Annotated in this window: 16 protein-coding genes; 12 read left to right on the top strand and 4 right to left on the bottom strand. The window is 61.1% G+C overall.

All coding sequences use genetic code 11. The features are described from left to right. Positions 1-36: 36 nt before the first annotated feature. The 3 genes from HU755_RS09385 (at position 37) to HU755_RS09375 (ending at position 2925) form a co-directional block, all read left to right on the top strand. Positions 37-702 (top strand): fumarylacetoacetate hydrolase family protein, encoded by a 666-nt coding sequence (locus HU755_RS09385; protein WP_186631829.1) that lies wholly within the window; start codon positions 37-39, stop codon positions 700-702. Positions 703-966: 264 nt separating this feature from the next. Next, a complete protein-coding gene (locus HU755_RS09380; protein ID WP_186631826.1) occupies positions 967-1890 on the top strand; it encodes an SdiA-regulated domain-containing protein in 924 nt (307 codons plus the stop codon). A gap of 117 nt (positions 1891-2007) precedes the next feature. Further along, positions 2008-2925 (top strand): SdiA-regulated domain-containing protein, encoded by a 918-nt coding sequence (locus tag HU755_RS09375; protein ID WP_186631823.1) that lies wholly within the window; start codon positions 2008-2010, stop codon positions 2923-2925. Positions 2926-3070: 145 nt separating this feature from the next. On the opposite strand, the gene rpiA is transcribed toward HU755_RS09375, so the two are convergent. Continuing rightward, complete coding sequence (gene rpiA / locus HU755_RS09370; RefSeq protein WP_007913886.1) at positions 3071-3745, bottom strand: ribose-5-phosphate isomerase RpiA; 675 nt, start codon at positions 3743-3745, stop codon at positions 3071-3073. A 319-nt stretch (positions 3746-4064) separates the two neighbouring features. Here rpiA and ilvA point away from each other — a divergent pair, with 319 nt between their 5' ends. Both ilvA and HU755_RS09360 read left to right on the top strand, forming a co-directional pair. Beyond that, on the top strand, positions 4065-5579 hold the full coding sequence (gene ilvA, locus HU755_RS09365) for a threonine ammonia-lyase, biosynthetic (RefSeq protein ID WP_186551246.1): 1515 nt from the start codon (positions 4065-4067) through the stop codon (positions 5577-5579). A 41-nt stretch (positions 5580-5620) separates the two neighbouring features. Further along, the gene (locus HU755_RS09360; RefSeq protein ID WP_186631820.1) at positions 5621-6034 is read left to right on the top strand and encodes a DUF2269 family protein; all 414 of its coding nucleotides are present in this window, start codon (positions 5621-5623) and stop codon (positions 6032-6034) included. Positions 6035-6128: 94 nt separating this feature from the next. On the opposite strand, the gene HU755_RS09355 is transcribed toward HU755_RS09360, so the two are convergent. Beyond that, positions 6129-6785, bottom strand: coding sequence for an HAD family phosphatase (locus HU755_RS09355; protein ID WP_186623373.1), 657 nt, complete (start codon positions 6783-6785; stop codon positions 6129-6131). 143 nt (positions 6786-6928) lie between these two features. On the opposite strand from HU755_RS09355, the gene HU755_RS09350 reads away from it, so the two are divergent. After that, positions 6929-7408 (top strand): RNA pyrophosphohydrolase, encoded by a 480-nt coding sequence (locus HU755_RS09350; protein ID WP_003229203.1) that lies wholly within the window; start codon positions 6929-6931, stop codon positions 7406-7408. 22 nt (positions 7409-7430) lie between these two features. Further along, complete coding sequence (gene ptsP, locus HU755_RS09345; RefSeq protein WP_186631817.1) at positions 7431-9710, top strand: phosphoenolpyruvate--protein phosphotransferase; 2280 nt, start codon at positions 7431-7433, stop codon at positions 9708-9710. 121 nt (positions 9711-9831) lie between these two features. Here the strand turns inward: ptsP and HU755_RS09340 are convergent, their stop codons facing one another. Then, the gene (locus tag HU755_RS09340; protein ID WP_186631814.1) at positions 9832-10578 is read right to left on the bottom strand and encodes an NRDE family protein; all 747 of its coding nucleotides are present in this window, start codon (positions 10576-10578) and stop codon (positions 9832-9834) included. Positions 10579-10708: 130 nt separating this feature from the next. Between HU755_RS09340 and HU755_RS09335 the strand changes: the two genes are divergently transcribed. The 3 genes from HU755_RS09335 (at position 10709) to HU755_RS09325 (ending at position 13409) form a co-directional block, all read left to right on the top strand. Then, complete coding sequence (locus tag HU755_RS09335) at positions 10709-11491, top strand: sulfite exporter TauE/SafE family protein (RefSeq protein ID WP_186631811.1); 783 nt, start codon at positions 10709-10711, stop codon at positions 11489-11491. 80 nt (positions 11492-11571) lie between these two features. Continuing rightward, a complete protein-coding gene (gene lgt / locus HU755_RS09330; RefSeq protein WP_090287239.1) occupies positions 11572-12387 on the top strand; it encodes a prolipoprotein diacylglyceryl transferase in 816 nt (271 codons plus the stop codon). A gap of 50 nt (positions 12388-12437) precedes the next feature. After that, entirely contained in the window at positions 12438-13409 is a 972-nt protein-coding gene (locus HU755_RS09325; RefSeq protein WP_186631809.1) for a thymidylate synthase, read from the top strand. Between the two features lie 126 nt (positions 13410-13535). On the opposite strand, the gene cadR is transcribed toward HU755_RS09325, so the two are convergent. Beyond that, on the bottom strand, positions 13536-13985 hold the full coding sequence (gene cadR, locus HU755_RS09320) for a Cd(II)/Pb(II)-responsive transcriptional regulator (protein WP_186551239.1): 450 nt from the start codon (positions 13983-13985) through the stop codon (positions 13536-13538). 84 nt (positions 13986-14069) lie between these two features. Between cadR and HU755_RS09315 the strand changes: the two genes are divergently transcribed. After that, positions 14070-16379, top strand: a complete 2310-nt coding sequence (locus tag HU755_RS09315) for a heavy metal translocating P-type ATPase (protein ID WP_186631806.1) — start codon at positions 14070-14072, stop codon at positions 16377-16379. Positions 16380-16395: 16 nt separating this feature from the next. After that, a complete protein-coding gene (locus HU755_RS09310; protein WP_186631871.1) occupies positions 16396-17259 on the top strand; it encodes a LysR substrate-binding domain-containing protein in 864 nt (287 codons plus the stop codon). Positions 17260-17311: the final 52 nt, after the last annotated feature.

Here is a 17311-nt window from a genome sequence, read left to right as displayed (position 1 = left end):
AATCTCTGTTGAATCAATGAAGGCAGGAGTCGGTAAATGAGCTATCAGCACCAGTACGTCGACGGCACGCGCATTCACTTCCCGATCGGGAAAGTCGTGTGCATTGGCCGCAATTACGCCGAACACGCCAAGGAACTGGACAACCCGGTTCCGACCGAGCCGCTGCTGTTCATCAAGCCGGGCAGTTGCGTGGTGCCGCTGGAAGGCGGGTTCAGCATTCCGACCGAGCGCGGTTCGGTGCACTACGAGGCGGAGATCGCCGTGTTGATCGGCAAGCCGCTGTCGACCAAGCCGAGCCGCGAAGAAGTCCTCGACGCCATTTCCGGTTTCGCCCCGGCGCTGGACCTGACCCTGCGCGACAAGCAGGCCGAGCTGAAAGCCAAGGGCCTGCCGTGGGAAATCGCCAAGTCGTTCGACGGCGCAGCGGTACTTGCCCCGTTCGTGGTCGGCAGCACCTTTGCTGACCTGACCGACATTGGCATTCGCCTGACCATTAATGGCGAAGTGCGCCAGGACGGTAACAGCAGCGCGATGCTCAACCCGATCGTGCCGATGATCCAGCACATGGCCGGCTGTTTCTCGCTGCAGGCCGGTGACGTGATCCTGACCGGCACGCCGGTGGGTGTCGGTCCGCTGAACGCCGGCGATGAGATCGTCCTCGAACTCCCGGGCGCGAGCAGTTTCAGCAGCAGCGTGCGCTAAGCCCACCACCGCAAATCCCCTTGTAGGAGTGAGCCTGCTCGCGATAGCGGTCTGTCAGTCGAAACATACATCAACTGACAGACCGCTATCGCGAGCAGGCTCACTCCTACATTTGTTTTATGTTGTTGCTGGCAAACGCACACGCCAATCCCGCCATTTCCCGTTTTTTTCACATCCTCTCTGGATAATTTCCGCCATTCTGGCGTCTGAGCCGGCCTCTTTGTGCTATTACCCTTAGCCTGAATTTTCGGAACGCGTCCCTTGATGTCCTCTCAAACTCAGCAGAAACCCACACGTCGCTCCCGTTTCGCCCTGCGCTGGTACGCCTGGCTGTTATTGATCATCGCTGCGGCCTATGGGCTGGCGTTCGCCATGCACTGGGACGATCGCGGCGTGCTCTGGGTGCTGGAACGCTTCGAGAGCAAGGCCGAGCAGAAGGAGAGCGTCTGGCTGCCGGACTACCAAGTGGTGATCGATGCCAAGCCGCTGCCGGGCATGGAGAAGGACGAAGCTTCGGACCTGGCCTACAACCCGCAGACCAAAACCCTGTTTTCAGTGATGGGCAAAAATCCGTTTCTCGCCGAACTCAGCCTGCAAGGCGAGGTGCTGCGCAAAATGCCGCTGGTGGGCTGGAGCAATCCGGAAGGCCTGACGGTGATGGAGAACGGTCTGCTGGCGATCATCGATGAGCGTCAACACACGCTGTCGATCGTCAAGGTCGATGCCGCGACTCGCGAGCTGAACATCGCCGACTTCCCCAAATACGACCTCGGCCCGTCGAAAGACCAGAACAAAGCCTTCGAAGCCATCGCTTGGGATCCGCGCAATCAGCAACTGGTGCTGGGTGAAGAGCGGCCGCCGGCGCTGTTCACCTGGAAAAGCGACGGTAGCCAGACGTTGACGGGTGACAAGCAGAAACTGCCCAGCGATGAGTTGGATATCCGCAATCTTTCGGCGTTGGCCGTCGATCCGCGCACCGGCCATTGGCTGGTGTTGTCGGCCGATTCGCACCTGTTGCTGGAACTGGACGAGACCGGCGAACAAGTCAGCTTCATGACCCTGCTCGGCAATTTCAACGGTTTGAAAGACACCATCCCCCGCGCCGAAGGCGTGACCATGGACGAGGCCGGCACCCTGTACATCGTCAGTGAGCCGAACCTGTTCTACCGTTTCGAAAAGCACAAGTAACTTTCCCTACAACAATCGCGGAATTGTGCGGTTGTCGTGGCAGGCAAGTGGCCATTAAGCTTCAATTCAGACGGGCGTGATATTTCATCGGCCTGTTTTGAATCCGAGCCCGCCCGAATGCGTCGACTTGCCCGTCCCAAACCGCTGGTCATCCTCTTATTGGTAATTGCCCTGATCGCGTTGATCGCGATCGGCCAATACCTGCGCCTGTTCGAGCGCGCCTGGTTCAACCTGCACACGTTGTGGCAGCCGTTGAGCAGCGAGGCGATCGGGCTGGGTCAGTATCGGGTGACGATCGAGGCGCGGCCGATCGACGGGCTCGACGATGACGTCTCGGCGCTGACCTACGATCCGGTGCGCAAAAGCCTGTTCACCGTCACCAACAAAAACTCTGAACTGATCGAATTGTCGCTGGAAGGCAAGATCCTGCGACGCATTGCTCTGGTCGGCTTTGGCGATCCGGAAGCGGTGGAGTACATCAGCGCTGACACTTATGTCATTACCGACGAGCGCCAGCAGCGACTGATCAAGATCCACCTCGACGCCGACACAACGTTTCTCGATGCCGAGGATGCCGAGCAAATGACGCTCGGCGTGCACATGGCCAGCAACAAGGGTTTTGAGGGGCTGGCTTACGATTCAGTGGGTAAACGGCTGTTCGTGGCGAAAGAGCGCGACCCGATGCTGATCTATGAAGTCCACGGCTTTCCGCATTTCAAACCGGACAAAACCTACGCCGTGCACGTGATCAACAACCCCAAGCGTGATGCCGGGATGTTCGTGCGTGATCTGTCGAGCTTGCAGTACGACGAACGCAGTGGGCACCTGCTGGCGCTGTCAGACGAATCGCGGTTGATAATCGAGCTGGATGTCGACGGGCGACCGTTGAGCACTATGTCCATCAGCGGCGGACGTCAGGGTTTGCAGAAAACCGTGCCGCAGGCCGAGGGGATTGCGATGGACGATGACGGGACGTTGTACCTGGTGAGCGAGCCGAATCTGTTCTACGTCTTCAAGAAACCGACACAGCCCTGACTGACAAACCGAAACCAATGTGGGAGCGGGCTTGCTCGCGAATGCGGCGGATCAGCCAATATCTTCATTGACTGATCCACCGCATTCGCGAGCTAGCCCGCTCCCACAGGAGATTTCATCCTGCCCAAAGAGTGCGGGCAGTCTGTTACTCAGCCTTCAGCGTTTTCACGCCTTCACTCGTGCCCAGCAACAACAAATCCGCCGGGCGCGCCGCGAACAGGCCATTGGTGACCACGCCGACAATGGCGTTGATCTGCGCTTCCAGCTCCACCGGGTTGGTGATCTGCAGGTTGAACACGTCGAGGATGATGTTGCCGTTGTCGGTCAGCACGCCTTCGCGGTACACCGGGTCGCCACCGAGTTTGACCAATTGGCGAGCGACGTGGCTGCGCGCCATCGGGATCACTTCCACCGGCAGCGGGAATTCACCGAGCACTGGCACCAGTTTGCTGGCGTCGGCGATGCAGATGAACGTCTTGGCCACGGCGGCGACGATCTTCTCGCGGGTCAGGGCCGCGCCGCCGCCCTTGATCAGGTTCAGGTGCGCGTCGCTTTCATCGGCGCCGTCGACGTAAAACTCCAGGTCGCTGACGGTATTGAGTTCATACACCGGAATCCCGTGGCCCTTGAGGCGTGCGGCGGTGGCTTCGGAGCTGGCAACCGCGCCATCGAACGCGCCCTTGTGCTGGGCCAGGGCATCGATGAAGCAGTTGGCGGTGGAGCCGGTGCCGACGCCGACGATACTCTTGTCGTCGAGTTTCGGCAGGATGAAGTCGACGGCGGCCTGGGCTACGGCCTGTTTGAGTTGATCCTGGGTCATGCGGGCTCCGGAAGCGGGCAAGGGGTGGGCAGAAAGGCCGGCATTATAGGCCCCGCGGTGGTGCAGGGGGAAACACCCTGTGGCGAGGGGATTTATCCCCGTTCGGCGGCGCAGCCGTCGTAAAACCTGAGAACGCGGTATTTCTGAAAGAATGCCGGGGAGCGCTTCGCACTCCAACGGGGATAAATCCCCTCGCCACAATGGTGCTCACTCAAGAATGGCTTTCCAGACCTTAAAACCACCTGTTTAGTGTGGTCGTCCGGTTGAAAGCCGGGTTAGACTCCCCGGTCCCGCCCAACCCGCTCAGTGATGCTTTCCGATGCTCGAACAGTACGTCAAAAAGATCCTCACCTCGCGCGTTTATGACGTTGCCGTAGAAACCCCGCTGCACAACGCTCGCCAGCTCTCCGAGCGGCTGGGCAACGACATCTGGCTCAAACGCGAAGACTTGCAGCCCGTGTTCTCGTTCAAGATTCGCGGCGCCTACAACAAGTTGACCCAACTGAGCGACGCAGAACGCGCCCGTGGCGTGGTCACTGCTTCGGCGGGCAATCATGCGCAGGGTCTGGCTCTGGCGGCAAAAGTATTGGGCGTCAAAGCCACCATCGTCATGCCCAAGACCACTCCGGAAATCAAGGTTGAAGGCGTGCGCTCGCGCGGCGGCAAAGTCGTGCTGCACGGTGATTCGTTTCCCGAGGCGCTGGCCTACTCGCTGAAACTGGTCGACGAAAAAGGCTACGTCTACATCCATCCCTACGACGATCCGCACACCATTGCCGGGCAGGGCACGGTGGCGATGGAGATTCTGCGTCAGCACCCGCAACCCCTGGACGCGATTTTCGTCCCGGTCGGCGGCGGCGGGCTGATCGCCGGTATCGCCGCGTACGTCAAATATCTCCGGCCAGACATCAAGGTGATTGGCGTCGAACCGGACGATTCCAACTGCCTGCAAGCGGCCATGGCCGCCGGTGAGCGCGTTGTCCTGCCGACCGTGGGCATCTTCGCCGACGGCGTGGCGGTGGCGCAGATCGGCCAGCACACCTTCGACATCTGCAAGGATTACGTCGATGAAGTGATCACCGTCAGCACTGACGAGATCTGCGCGGCCATCAAGGACATCTACGACGATACCCGCTCGATCACCGAACCTGCCGGCGCGTTGGGCGTGGCCGGGATCAAGAAGTACGTCGAGCAGCGCGGTGTCAGCGGCCAGACTTTTGTCGCCATCGATTCCGGCGCCAACGTCAACTTCGACCGCTTGCGCCACGTCGCCGAGCGCGCCGAACTGGGCGAAGGTCGCGAGGCGATCATCGCTGTGACCATTCCTGAGAAAGCCGGCAGCTTCAAAGCCTTCTGCGAGGCCATCGGCAAGCGCCAGATCACCGAATTCAACTACCGCTACAACACCGGCAGCGAAGCGCACATCTTCGTCGGCGTGCAGACCCACCCCGACAACGACCCGCGCAGCGCCTTGCTGGCGAGCCTGACCGAGCAGGGCTTCCCGGTGATCGACCTGACCGACAATGAGCTGGCCAAGCTGCACATCCGCCATATGGTCGGCGGTCGCGCGGCGCAGGTGGTCGATGAAGTGGTGCTGCGCTTCGAATTCCCGGAACGTCCGGGCGCGCTGTTCAACTTCCTCAACAAGCTCGGCGGGCGCTGGAACATTTCGATGTTCCACTACCGCAACCACGGCGCGGCAGACGGCCGCGTGGTCGCCGGCCTGCAAGTGCCCCATGACGAGCGTCATCTGGTGCCGGCGGCGCTGGCTGAAATCGGCTACCCGTACTGGGACGAAAGCGACAACCCGGCTTATCAGCTGTTTCTTGGCTGAGCGGCTACGCTGATGGGCATGGACCTACGGATGAGAACTGCATGGAAACCCTGACTACCCTGAAAGTCCTTCACGTCGCGGCGACCATAGTCATCCTCGCGAGCGGACTGGGGCTTGCCGCCCTGACCTGGCGTAATCGCAGTGAAGGGGCGGCCAGCACGATGCAGCGGCCCTGGCTGTTTATCTGGTGTTTGATGCTGATCGGTATGCTCAGCATGCCGTTCACTGGCTGGTGGCTGGTGCACCTGGTTGGCTGGCCGTTGGGGCAATTGTGGATCCTGGGGTCCAGCGTGATCTATGCCGTGGCCGCGTTCAGTGCGGTCTGGCTGCTGGTTCGGCTGAATCGGCTGTGGACAAGCGGAAAGGGCAATCGGACATTCAATCTGGCGCTGGCGATTGTCAGCGGCGTCGGATTTGTCGCCATAGCGGCGTTGATGGGGGCCAAACCGGTTTAAGGCTTGAGACCGGGTTGACCCGATCGCGAGCAGGCTCACTCCTACATTTGAAATGCGTTCCCTTGTAGGAGTGAGCCTGCTCGCGATAGCGATGTCAGCCGCGCAACGAAATCACCGGCCAGCCACGCTTCTCGGCTTCGGCGCGCAAATTCGGATCAGGATCCACAGCGACGGGATTCGCCACCTGCTCCAGCAACGGCAAGTCATTCATCGAATCGCTATAGAAATAGCTGTCCTCAAGCGAATAACCAGTCTCTTCCAGCCAACGATTGAGCCGCGTCACCTTGCCTTCACGGAAGCACGGGATGTCAGTGCTGCGCCCGCTGTAGCGGCCATCGACCATCTCGCATTCGGTAGCGATCAGGGTTTCGACGCCCAGGCGCACGGCGATCGGTGCAGTGACGAAGCGGTTGGTCGCGGTGATGATCACCAGTTTGTCGCCGGCGTCGCGGTGCTGCTTGAGCAATTCCAGCGCCTTGGGCAGCACAATCGGCTCGATGCAGTCGCGCATGTAATCGCTGTGCCATTGATCGAGCACAGCCATCTCGGTGCGGCCGAGAATTTCCAGGCAGAAGTTCAGGTAGGCGGCGTTATCCAGCTTGCCGGCCAGGTAATCCTGATAGAACTCGTCGTTGCGCGCCTTGTAGGCGATCGGGTCAAGGAAGCCGCGCTCGCACAGATAATCGCCCCAGGCGTGATCGCTGTCGCCGCCCAGAAGGGTGTTGTCCAAATCGAATAGAGCCAGGCGCATTGCAGTTACCCGCTGAAAAGTCAGTAAAAAGGCGACAAGAATACGGTCTTTTCACAAGAGTGCACATAAGGTAGGAACCTTCGTTGCCGCCCGATCAAGCTTTGTGGAACAATGCGGCGACATGCGTTTGCGAGGTTGTTGCCGTGATCGACCCCGATGGTTTCCGCCCCAATGTCGGGATCATTCTGACGAATGACGCCGGCCAGGTGCTATGGGCTCGCCGTATCAATCAGGACGCCTGGCAGTTTCCGCAAGGGGGCATCAACCCCGAGGAGACGCCGGAAGACGCCTTGTACCGCGAGCTGAACGAAGAAGTTGGCCTGGAACGTGAAGATGTTGAAATACTGGCCTGTACCCGAGGCTGGTTGCGCTATCGTTTGCCGCAACGTCTGGTGCGTACCCACAGCCAACCGCTGTGCATCGGCCAGAAACAGAAATGGTTTCTCCTGCGCCTGATCTCCAACGAGCAGCGGGTGCGGATGGATTTGACCGGTAAACCGGAGTTCGATGGCTGGCGCTGGGTCAGCTATTGGTATCCGTTGGGCCAGGTGGTGACATTCAAGCGCGAGGTGTATCGCCGCGCCCTCAAAGAGCTTGCCCCGCGCCTTTTAGCGCGCGACTGACGACGGAGTTCGACCCCGAGCCATGCTCAATACGCTGCGCAAGATCGTCCAGGAAGTTAACTCCGCCAAGGATCTCAAGGCGGCGTTGGGGATTATTGTGTTGCGCGTCAAAGAGGCCATGGGCAGCCAGGTCTGCTCGGTCTACCTGCTTGACCCCGAGACCAACCGCTTTGTCCTGATGGCCACCGAGGGCTTGAACAAGCGCTCGATCGGCAAGGTCAGCATGGCTCCAAACGAAGGTCTGGTCGGTCTGGTCGGCACGCGTGAAGAACCCCTGAACCTCGAGAACGCCGCGGATCACCCGCGTTATCGCTACTTCGCCGAAACCGGTGAAGAGCGTTACGCCTCGTTCCTCGGTGCACCGATCATCCACCACCGCCGCGTTGTCGGCGTGTTGGTCATCCAGCAAAAAGAGCGGCGCCAGTTCGATGAGGGCGAAGAAGCCTTCCTCGTGACCATGAGCGCACAGCTCGCCGGCGTTATCGCCCACGCCGAGGCCACCGGCTCGATCCGTGGTCTGGGCCGTCAGGGCAAAGGCATTCAGGAAGCCAAGTTCGTCGGCGTGCCGGGTTCACCGGGTGCTGCCGTCGGTACTGCGGTGGTCATGCTGCCGCCGGCGGATCTGGACGTGGTGCCGGACAAGACCATCACCGACATCAACGCTGAGCTGGCGCTGTTCAAGACCGCCATCGAAGGCGTGCGCGCCGACATGCGCGCGTTGTCCGCCAAGCTGGCGACCCAGTTGCGTCCGGAAGAGCGCGCGCTGTTCGATGTCTACCTGATGATGCTCGACGATGCCTCGCTGGGCAGCGAAATCACCACCGTGATCAAGACCGGCCAGTGGGCGCAGGGCGCGCTGCGTCAGGTGGTCACGGAACACGTCAACCGTTTTGAACTGATGGACGACGCCTACCTGCGTGAGCGCGCCTCGGACGTCAAGGACCTTGGTCGCCGCCTGCTCGCCTATTTGCAGGAAGAGCGCCAGCAGAACCTGGTCTACCCGGAAAAAACCATTCTGGTCAGCGAAGAGCTGACCCCGGCAATGCTCGGCGAGGTGCCGGAAGGCACGCTGGTCGGTCTGGTCTCGGTACTCGGTTCGGGTAACTCCCACGTCGCGATTCTCGCTCGGGCCATGGGCATTCCGACGGTGATGGGTCTGGTTGACCTGCCGTACGCCAAGGTCGACGGCATTGAAATGATCGTCGACGGCACCCGTGGCGAGGTCTACACCAACCCGAGCGAAGTGCTGCGCAAGCAGTTTGCCGAGGTCGTCGAAGAAGAGAAACAACTGGCGCTGGGTCTCGACACCCTGCGCGACTTGCCGTGCGTGACCCTCGACGGCCACCGCATGCCGCTGTGGGTCAACACCGGCCTGCTCGCAGACGTGGCGCGGGCGCAGAAGCGTGGCGCCGAAGGGGTCGGTCTGTACCGCACCGAAGTGCCGTTCATGATCAACCAGCGCTTCCCGAGCGAGAAGGAGCAACTGGCGATCTACCGCGAACAGCTCGCCGCGTTCCACCCGCAGCCGGTGACCATGCGCAGCCTCGACATCGGTGGGGACAAGTCGCTGTCGTACTTCCCGATCAAGGAAGACAACCCGTTCCTGGGCTGGCGCGGTATCCGCGTCACCCTCGACCACCCGGAAATCTTCCTGGTGCAGACCCGCGCGATGCTCAAGGCCAGCGAAGGCCTGAACAACCTGCGGATTCTGCTGCCGATGATCTCCGGCACCCACGAACTCGAAGAAGCCCTGCACCTGATTCACCGTGCCTGGGGCGAGGTGCGCGACGAAGGCACCGACGTGCCGATGCCGCCGATCGGGGTGATGATCGAAATTCCCGCAGCCGTTTACCAGACCAAAGAACTGGCGCGGATGGTCGACTTCCTGTCCGTCGGCTCCAACGACTTGACCCAGTATTTGCTGGCGGTCGATCGCAACAACCCGCGGGTGGCCGATCTCTACGATTACCTGCACCCGGCGGTGCTGCAAGCCCTGCAAACCGTGGTGCGCGACGCCCATGCCGAAGGCAAACCGGTGAGCATCTGCGGCGAAATGGCCGGTGATCCGGCGGCGGCGGTGCTGCTGATGGCGATGGGCTTCGACAGCCTGTCAATGAACGCCACCAACCTGCCGAAGGTGAAATGGATGTTGCGCCAGGTCAATCTGAGCAAGGCCCAGGCGTTGCTGGCTGAGCTGATGACCATCGATAACCCGCAAGTTATCCACAGCTCACTGCAGTTGGCGCTGAAAAATCTCGGCTTGGCCAAGATGAATCCGCCGATGGTCACCAAGGCCCTTTGATCGGCTGATGGCTCTTCGTCGGAACGCCGCCCGGAGCAGGCTCGCTCCCACATTGGTTCTGTGATCGACACAAAACCCTGTGGGAGCGAGCCTGCTCGCGAAGGCGTCTGCTCAAGCACCGCTAAACAACGAGTTCGACCTCGCCAAGATGTCCGCCATACGGCCCAAAACTGCGCTCCACCATCCGCCGCGTCCCGTCCGCCTGCACAATCAACGCGGTACTCGCCCGCGTCCCGTAACTCTGGCTGGCAATGAATACACTCGACAGCAGCGATTCTGTCGCCAGCCCCACCCCGGTGTTCGGCAACTCGGCCTCCGGCGCGGTCTGCGCATCGCTCAACAACGCCAACAGCCGCTCCGGCTGCGGATCGTCCAGCACCGCGTTCAACGCAGCCTTGGCCTTGAGCAGTTTCGGCCATGGCGTATCCAGTCCCGCGTTGGATAACCCATAAATCCCAGGCTCAAGCATCACCGGCTCCGACGCCCGTGCATTGAAGTGCCACAGCTCATGGGCATTGCCGAGCAACAGGTTGAACCCGGCGTACTCCGCGGAACGACCGACCACATCGCGCAAATAATCATCAATCGACAGATCATCCACGAGAAACCGCGCCACCAGTTCGCCACGGGATTTGGTCGCCGGCGGCTGCTGCGGATCGCGGATATTCGTTAGCGCAGCAAAGCGCCCGTTGGCACCAATCCCCAGCCAGGTGCCGCCAGCTTCCAGATCACGCCCGGCCTGCACCTGCGGCGCCTCCGGCCAAGGCGCCAGCGGCAGGCTTGGCCGGGCGTAGAATTCGTCACGGTTGGCCGCGACGATCAGCGGCAGGGCATGGCCCGGGCGCCAGGCGAAAACAATCAGGCACATAAGGTAGTCCTTGTGTGTTTTTCGCTCACTCTACGCATCCGGCGCCCGTGCATCCATCGCCAGTGGAGCAGAAGGCCGCGCATCCGTTACCATGCCGCTCCTGTTTCGGGGATGCGTCTGGGAGAAGGACATGGAATTTCTGCTCTATCTGGCGCTGGGCGCCTGCGCAGGCGTGCTGGCCGGGCTGTTCGGGGTTGGCGGCGGGATCATTATTGTCCCGGTGCTGGTGTTCAGTTTCACTTTGCAGGGCTTCGACCCGTCGATTCTCACGCATCTGGCGGTCGGTACCTCGCTGGCGACGATCATTTTCACCTCGGTCAACGCCGTGCGTGAGCATCACCGTCGGGGCGCGGTGCGCTGGCCGATCTTCATGTGGATGACCGTGGGCATTCTGCTCGGCGCCGGGTTCGGTGCCTTGACCGCCGAGGCAATCTCCGGGCCGAACCTGCAAAAGATCATCGGGGTGTTCGCGCTGGTGATTGCCGTGCAACTGGCGCTGGATGTCAAACCCAAGGCCAGCCGAACGGTGCCGGGTAAACTCGGTCTGACCGTGGCCGGCAGCGTCATTGGCTGGGCGTCGGCGATCTTCGGTATCGGTGGCGGTTCGCTGACCGTGCCGTTCCTGACCTGGCGCAGTGTGCCGATGCAGCAAGCCGTGGCGACTTCGTCGGCCTGCGGTCTGCCGATTGCCTTGGCCAGTGCATTAAGTTTCATGATTCTGGGGTGGCACGATCCGTTGTTGCCGGCCCATAGTCTCGGTTTTGTGTATTTGCCGGCATTGCTGGGCATCGCCCTGACCAGCATGGTGTTCGCCCGTCTCGGCGCGCGTCTGGCGCACAGGTTGTCGCCGCGCTTGCTGAAGCGGCTGTTCGCCGCGTTGCTGTTTTGCGTAGGTCTGAGCTTCCTGATTTGACCGCGCGGCAATCCTGGCTTAATCCTGAGGTGGCAGCGTCGCCCGGGAATTTTCGCTTTCAACTCTAACGAGGAGTCGCAATGCTGCCTTACCCGCAGATCGACCCGGTGGCCCTGGCCATCGGTCCGCTGAAAATCCACTGGTACGGTCTGATGTACCTGATCGGCATTGGCGGCGCGTGGCTGTTGGCGTCGCGTCGGCTCAACCGCTTCGACCCGACCTGGACCAAGGAGAAACTCTCCGATCTGGTGTTCTGGTTGTCGATGGGCGTGATTGTCGGCGGCCGTCTGGGCTATGTGCTGTTCTACGATCTGAGCGCCTACCTGGCCAACCCGACGCTGATTTTCGAGGTGTGGAAGGGCGGCATGTCGTTCCATGGCGGTTTCATCGGCGTGATGCTGGCGGCATTGTGGTTCGGCAAGCGCAATGGCAAGTCGTTCTTCCAGCTGATGGACTTCGTCGCGCCGATGGTGCCGATCGGTCTGGGCGCCGGGCGTATCGGCAATTTCATCAACGCCGAGCTGTGGGGCAAGGCCACCGACGTGCCGTGGGCGATGGTGTTCCCGCCGTTCAGCGATCCGGCGCAACTGCCGCGTCACCCGTCGCAGCTGTATCAGTTTGCCCTCGAAGGCGTGGCGCTGTTCCTGATCCTCTGGCTGTTCTCGCGCAAACCGCGCCCAACCATGGCGGTGTCGGGCATGTTCGCGCTGTTCTACGGGATCTTCCGTTTCATCGTCGAGTTCGTTCGCGTGCCGGATGCCCAGTTGGGTTATCTCGCGTGGAACTGGCTGACCATGGGCCAGGTGCTGTGCGTGCCGATGATCGTCGGCGGGCTGTTCCTGATCTGGCTGGCCTATCGTCGCGCACCGGCAGCGCCGCTCGCCCCGACGGCTTAAACTACGACCCCCGGCGCGCGACGCCGGGGCTCAAAAGACACAGGTAACTCATGAAGCAATATCTCGAACTGGTCTCGCACGTCATCCAGAACGGCACCAAACAGGCCAACCGCACCGGCATCAACACCATCAGTTTCCCCGGGGCGATGCTGCGTTTCGATCTGCAGGAAGGCTTCCCGGCGATCACCACGCGCAAGATGGCCTTCAAATCGGCCATCGGCGAGATGTGCGGCTTTCTGCGTGGCGTGAACAACGCCGCGCAATTCCGCGCGCTGGGCTGCAAGGTCTGGGACCAGAACGCCAACGAAAACGCGCAATGGCTGGCCAACCCGTTCCGTCAGGGCGACGACGACCTCGGCGAAATCTACGGCGTGCAATGGCGCAAATGGCCGGCGTACAAGCAGATCCCGCTGAGCAACACTGCCGCCATCGAACAAACCTTGAGCAACGGCTACAAGCAGATTGCCCAAGGCGAAGAAGACGGTCAGGCCTACGTGGTGCTGTACAAAGCCATCGACCAGGTGCGCCAGTGCGTCGACACGATCATCAACGATCCGGGCAGCCGCCGCATCCTGTTCCACGGCTGGAACTGCGCCCAGCTCGATGAAATGGCCCTGCCGCCGTGCCATCTGCTGTACCAGTTCCACCCGAATGTCGAGACCAAAGAGATCTCGCTGACCCTGTACATCCGCTCCAACGACCTGGGGCTGGGCACGCCATTCAACCTCACCGAAGGCGCCGCGCTGCTGAGCCTGATCGGTCGCCTGACCGGCTATACGCCGCGCTGGTTCACCTATTTCATCGGTGACGCGCATGTCTATGAAAACCACCTGGACATGCTCAACGAACAGCTCAAGCGCGAGCCGTTCGCCATGCCGAAACTGAAGATCTCCGACCGCGTGCCAGAGTTTGCCAAGACGGGTGTGTATCAGCCGGAGTGGCTGGAGTTGGTCGAGCCGAGCGATTTCTCGCTGGAAGGCTATGAGCACCACCCGCCAATGACCGCGCCGATGGCGGTCTGAGCCACAACGCAGTGCCCCTGTGGGAGCGGGCTTGCTCGCGAAAGCGGTGTGTCAGATTACGATTATGTTGACTGATACACCGCTTTCGCGAGCAAGCCCGCTCCCACATTGGGGTCTGTGCGTTTCTTAGTGGCCGTGACTGCGCCCTACGTGGGAATGCTCAACCTCCGTCGCAACAACCCCGCCACTCACTTCCAGCCGCTGCAAAATCCCGCATTGATCCGCCTCCGGCCCTTCGCCACAACGCTGGCGCAGTTCGAGCAGTTGCGTCTGCAAGGCCAGTAACCCGTCAATCCGCGCCTTCACATGTTGAATATGCTCGTCGATCAACGCGTTGACGCTCTCGCACTGATCCTGCGGGCTGTCGCGCAGGGCGAGCAGGCTGCGGATTTCTTCGAGGGTCATGTCGAGGGTGCGGCAGTTGCGGATGAAGGTCAGGCGCTCGGCGTGGGCCTGGGTGTAGACGCGGTAGTTGCCGTCGCTGCGGGCCGGTTCCGGCAGCAGGTTTTCGCGCTCGTAGTAGCGGATGGTTTCTACGGCGCAGTCGGTGAGTCTGGCCAGTTCTCCAATCTTCATTGCGGCAATCTCCAAAAGGGTGCTTGACCCTATAGTGGCTACAGGGTCTTTACTTGGCAACAGGCACCTTCATGGACGCGACCAATGAGCGATTCCCTGCACACCCACAAGCCCGGCGACGGGCACGATCACAGTCATAAAGCGCAGCCCGTGCATAAACATGCGCATGGCGGCGACTCTTGCTGTGGTTCGAAAGCCGCTGCGCCGGCCCCGGTTCATTCGCACGAAGACGCCTGCTGCTCGTCGAAAGCCGCAGCGCCCGCACTGGTGCAACTGAGTGAAAAGACCAGCGCCGATGCGCGGCTGAGCAGTTTCCGCATCGAAGCCATGGATTGCCCGACCGAGCAGACGCTGATCCAGAACAAGCTCGGTAAACTGGCCGGCGTTCAGCAGCTGGAATTCAACCTGATCAACCGTGTACTCGGCGTGACCCATAACCTGGCGGACACCGCACCGATCACTGCGGCGATCAAATCCCTCGGCATGCACGCCGAACCTTTGGAGGCGGGCGTCGACGCGCCGGCCTCGACGCCAGTGAAAAAGCACTGGTGGCCACTGGCGCTGTCTGGCGTGACCGCGCTGGCAGCCGAAGTTATCCACTTCACCAACGCCGCGCCGGACTGGGTGGTGGCGGTCGTAGCACTGGTGTCGATTCTTGGCGGTGGCCTCGGCACTTACAAAAAGGGCTGGATCGCCCTGAAGAACCGCAACCTCAACATCAATGCATTAATGAGCATCGCCGTAACGGGCGCAATCCTCATTGGCCAATGGCCAGAAGCGGCGATGGTGATGTTCCTCTTTACCGTCGCCGAGTTGATCGAAGCGCGCTCGCTGGACCGCGCGCGCAATGCGATCAGCGGTCTGATGCAGATGACCCCGGAGCAGGCGACGGTGTTGCAGGCCGACGGCAACTGGCTCGAACAAGAGGTGAAAAGCGTTGAACTCGGCGCCCGTGTGCGGGTGAAACCCGGCGAGCGCATCGCCCTCGACGGCGAAGTAGCCAGTGGCAGTTCGACCATCGACCAGGCGCCGATCACCGGTGAAAGCCTGCCGGTAGAGAAGACCATCGGCGACAAAGTCTTTGCCGGTACCATCAACCAGGCCGGTTCGCTGGAGTACACCGTTACCGCCGCAGCCAACAACTCGACTCTGGCGCGGATCATTCATGCCGTTGAACAGGCCCAGGGCGCGCGGGCACCGACCCAGCGCTTCGTCGATCAATTCTCGAAAATCTACACGCCCGTGGTGTTTGTCTTTGCCTTGGCCGTGGCGATCGTACCCCCCTTGTTCATGGGCGCTGCGTGGTTCGACTGGATCTACCGCGCGCTGGTGTTGCTGGTGGTCGCCTGCCCATGTGCGCTGGTGATTTCCACGCCGGTGACCATCGTCAGCGGTCTTGCTGCGGCGGCGCGCAAAGGCATTTTGGTCAAGGGCGGCGTGTACCTGGAGGGCGGATTCAAGCTCGATTACCTGGCGCTGGATAAAACCGGGACGATCACTCACGGCAAACCGGTGCAGACCGACTACCTGTCGCTCGACTCGACCGCCGATGCCACAGCGCCGGCAATTGCCGCTGCCTTGGCCGGGCGCTCCGATCACCCGGTGTCGCTGGCCATCGCCAACGCCGCTGTGGATAAAAATCTTGAAATGCTCACTGTGGATAACTTCACAGCGCTTGGCGGTCGCGGCGTCAAAGGTGAGATCAACGGTCAGACCTATCACTTGGGCAACCATCGTCTGGTCGAAGAACTGGGGCTGTGTTCGCCGCAGCTTGAAGAAAAGCTGTTTGCGTTGGAGAAACAGGGCAAAACAGTGGTGTTGCTGTTGGACCCGTCCGGCCCGTTGGCGTTGTTTGCAGTGGCCGACACCGTCAAGGAAAGCAGTCGCGAGGCGATTCGCCAATTGCATGAACTCGGAGTGAAAACCCTGATGCTCACCGGCGACAACGTCCACACTGCCCAAGCGATTGCCGCCCAAGTCGGTATCGACGAAGCGCGGGGCGACTTGCTGCCGACCGACAAACTGCAAGCCATCGAAAATCTGTACAAGCAGGGCCACCGAGTCGGCATGGTCGGTGACGGCATCAACGACGCTCCGGCATTGGCCCGCGCCGAGATTGGTTTCGCCATGGCTGCGGCCGGTACCGATACGGCGATCGAAACCGCCGATGTCGCCCTGATGGATGATGATCTGCGCAAGATCCCGGCATTCATCAGCCTGTCGCGCAATACCGCCAGCATCTTGAAACAGAACATCGCCCTGGCTTTGGTGATCAAGGCGATCTTTCTTGGGGTAACCTTCGCCGGACTCGCCACCATGTGGATGGCGGTGTTCGCCGACATGGGCGTGAGCCTGCTGGTGGTGTTCAACGGTTTGCGTCTGCTGCGCAAATAAACAATGAGGGATGGTTGTGCTGAGTGCCGAGCTGAAAGCGTTCTACAGGGTCGCCCGCCTGGGCAGCATCACGCTGGCGGCGAAGAAACTCGGCCTCAGCCAACCGACCGTGACCACGCAGATCCGTAACCTGGAGAGCCAGTATTCGGTGGAGTTGTTCTACCGTGGCGGCCGCCGCCTGAGTGTCACTGATGAAGGTGCGCGCTTGCTGCCGATGGTCAAAGCGCTGTTGCAGCAAGAAGCGGACATCGAGTTCTTTCTGCGCAACAGCGGCCAGGTGCAGGGCACGTTGCGCATTGCCGCCACCGCGCCGTATTACATCCTTGATCTGGTAAAAACCTTTCGCGAGCGTTTGCCGCAGGTGGAAGTGTCGGTGGAAATCGGCAACTCGCAGCAGGTACTCGAGGCGCTGGAGGATTATCGCGTTGACGTCGCCGCTTCGTCGCAATTGCTCGACGATGCACGGTTGATTCGTCGGGTGCTGGGCACTGATCCGCTGGTGCTGGCGGTGCACCGTAATCATCCGCTGGCGGCGCAGCAGCATGTGACATTGAGTGCTCTGGCCGGGCATACGCTGTTGATGCGTGAATCGGGTTCGACCACGCGGCGGCTGACCGAAGAGTTGCTGGCCAGTGCCGGGGTCAGTTTCGGACCGCTGCTGGAGATCGGCAGCCGCGAGTCGATCCGCGAGGCGGTGCTGCGCAATATCGGCATCAGCATCATTGCCCGCCAGGAAGTGCCGCACGATCCGCAACTGCGCGTGCTGACCATCGAGAATGCGCCGCAGATTCCGGAGTATCTGTATTGCCTCAAGGAGCGCAAAGGGGCGCGGTTGCCGGCGGCATTCCTCGGCTTGGCCCAAGAGATGTCCCCCGCCTGAATTTTCGAGTGTGCCGACTGGCCTCATCGCGAGCAGGCTCACTCCTACAGTG

It is taken from the genome of Pseudomonas sp. SWRI111 (genome assembly GCF_014268555.1).
GTDB lineage: Bacteria > Pseudomonadota > Gammaproteobacteria > Pseudomonadales > Pseudomonadaceae > Aquipseudomonas > Aquipseudomonas hamedanensis.
The sequence above is the reverse complement of the archived record's forward strand: the minus strand, read 5'-3'. Positions and strand labels throughout refer to the sequence as shown.

What these genes read in the sequence shown, in the direction of transcription:
- rpiA (WP_007913886.1), bottom strand. Translation starts at nt 3,745, where the DNA reads ATGACCCAGGATCAACTCAAACAGGCCGTAGCCCAGGCCGCCGTCGAC.
- HU755_RS09335 (WP_186631811.1), top strand. Translation starts at nt 10,709, where the DNA reads ATGGAATTTCTGCTCTATCTGGCGCTGGGCGCCTGCGCAGGCGTGCTG.
- HU755_RS09325 (WP_186631809.1), top strand. Translation starts at nt 12,438, where the DNA reads ATGAAGCAATATCTCGAACTGGTCTCGCACGTCATCCAGAACGGCACC.
- cadR (WP_186551239.1), bottom strand. Translation starts at nt 13,985, where the DNA reads ATGAAGATTGGAGAACTGGCCAGACTCACCGACTGCGCCGTAGAAACC.
- HU755_RS09355 (WP_186623373.1), bottom strand. Translation starts at nt 6,785, where the DNA reads ATGCGCCTGGCTCTATTCGATTTGGACAACACCCTTCTGGGCGGCGAC.
- ilvA (WP_186551246.1), top strand. Translation starts at nt 4,065, where the DNA reads ATGCTCGAACAGTACGTCAAAAAGATCCTCACCTCGCGCGTTTATGAC.
- HU755_RS09375 (WP_186631823.1), top strand. Translation starts at nt 2,008, where the DNA reads ATGCGTCGACTTGCCCGTCCCAAACCGCTGGTCATCCTCTTATTGGTA.
- lgt (WP_090287239.1), top strand. Translation starts at nt 11,572, where the DNA reads ATGCTGCCTTACCCGCAGATCGACCCGGTGGCCCTGGCCATCGGTCCG.
- ptsP (WP_186631817.1), top strand. Translation starts at nt 7,431, where the DNA reads ATGCTCAATACGCTGCGCAAGATCGTCCAGGAAGTTAACTCCGCCAAG.
- HU755_RS09360 (WP_186631820.1), top strand. Translation starts at nt 5,621, where the DNA reads ATGGAAACCCTGACTACCCTGAAAGTCCTTCACGTCGCGGCGACCATA.
- HU755_RS09385 (WP_186631829.1), top strand. Translation starts at nt 37, where the DNA reads ATGAGCTATCAGCACCAGTACGTCGACGGCACGCGCATTCACTTCCCG.
- HU755_RS09380 (WP_186631826.1), top strand. Translation starts at nt 967, where the DNA reads ATGTCCTCTCAAACTCAGCAGAAACCCACACGTCGCTCCCGTTTCGCC.
- HU755_RS09315 (WP_186631806.1), top strand. Translation starts at nt 14,070, where the DNA reads ATGAGCGATTCCCTGCACACCCACAAGCCCGGCGACGGGCACGATCAC.
- HU755_RS09340 (WP_186631814.1), bottom strand. Translation starts at nt 10,578, where the DNA reads ATGTGCCTGATTGTTTTCGCCTGGCGCCCGGGCCATGCCCTGCCGCTG.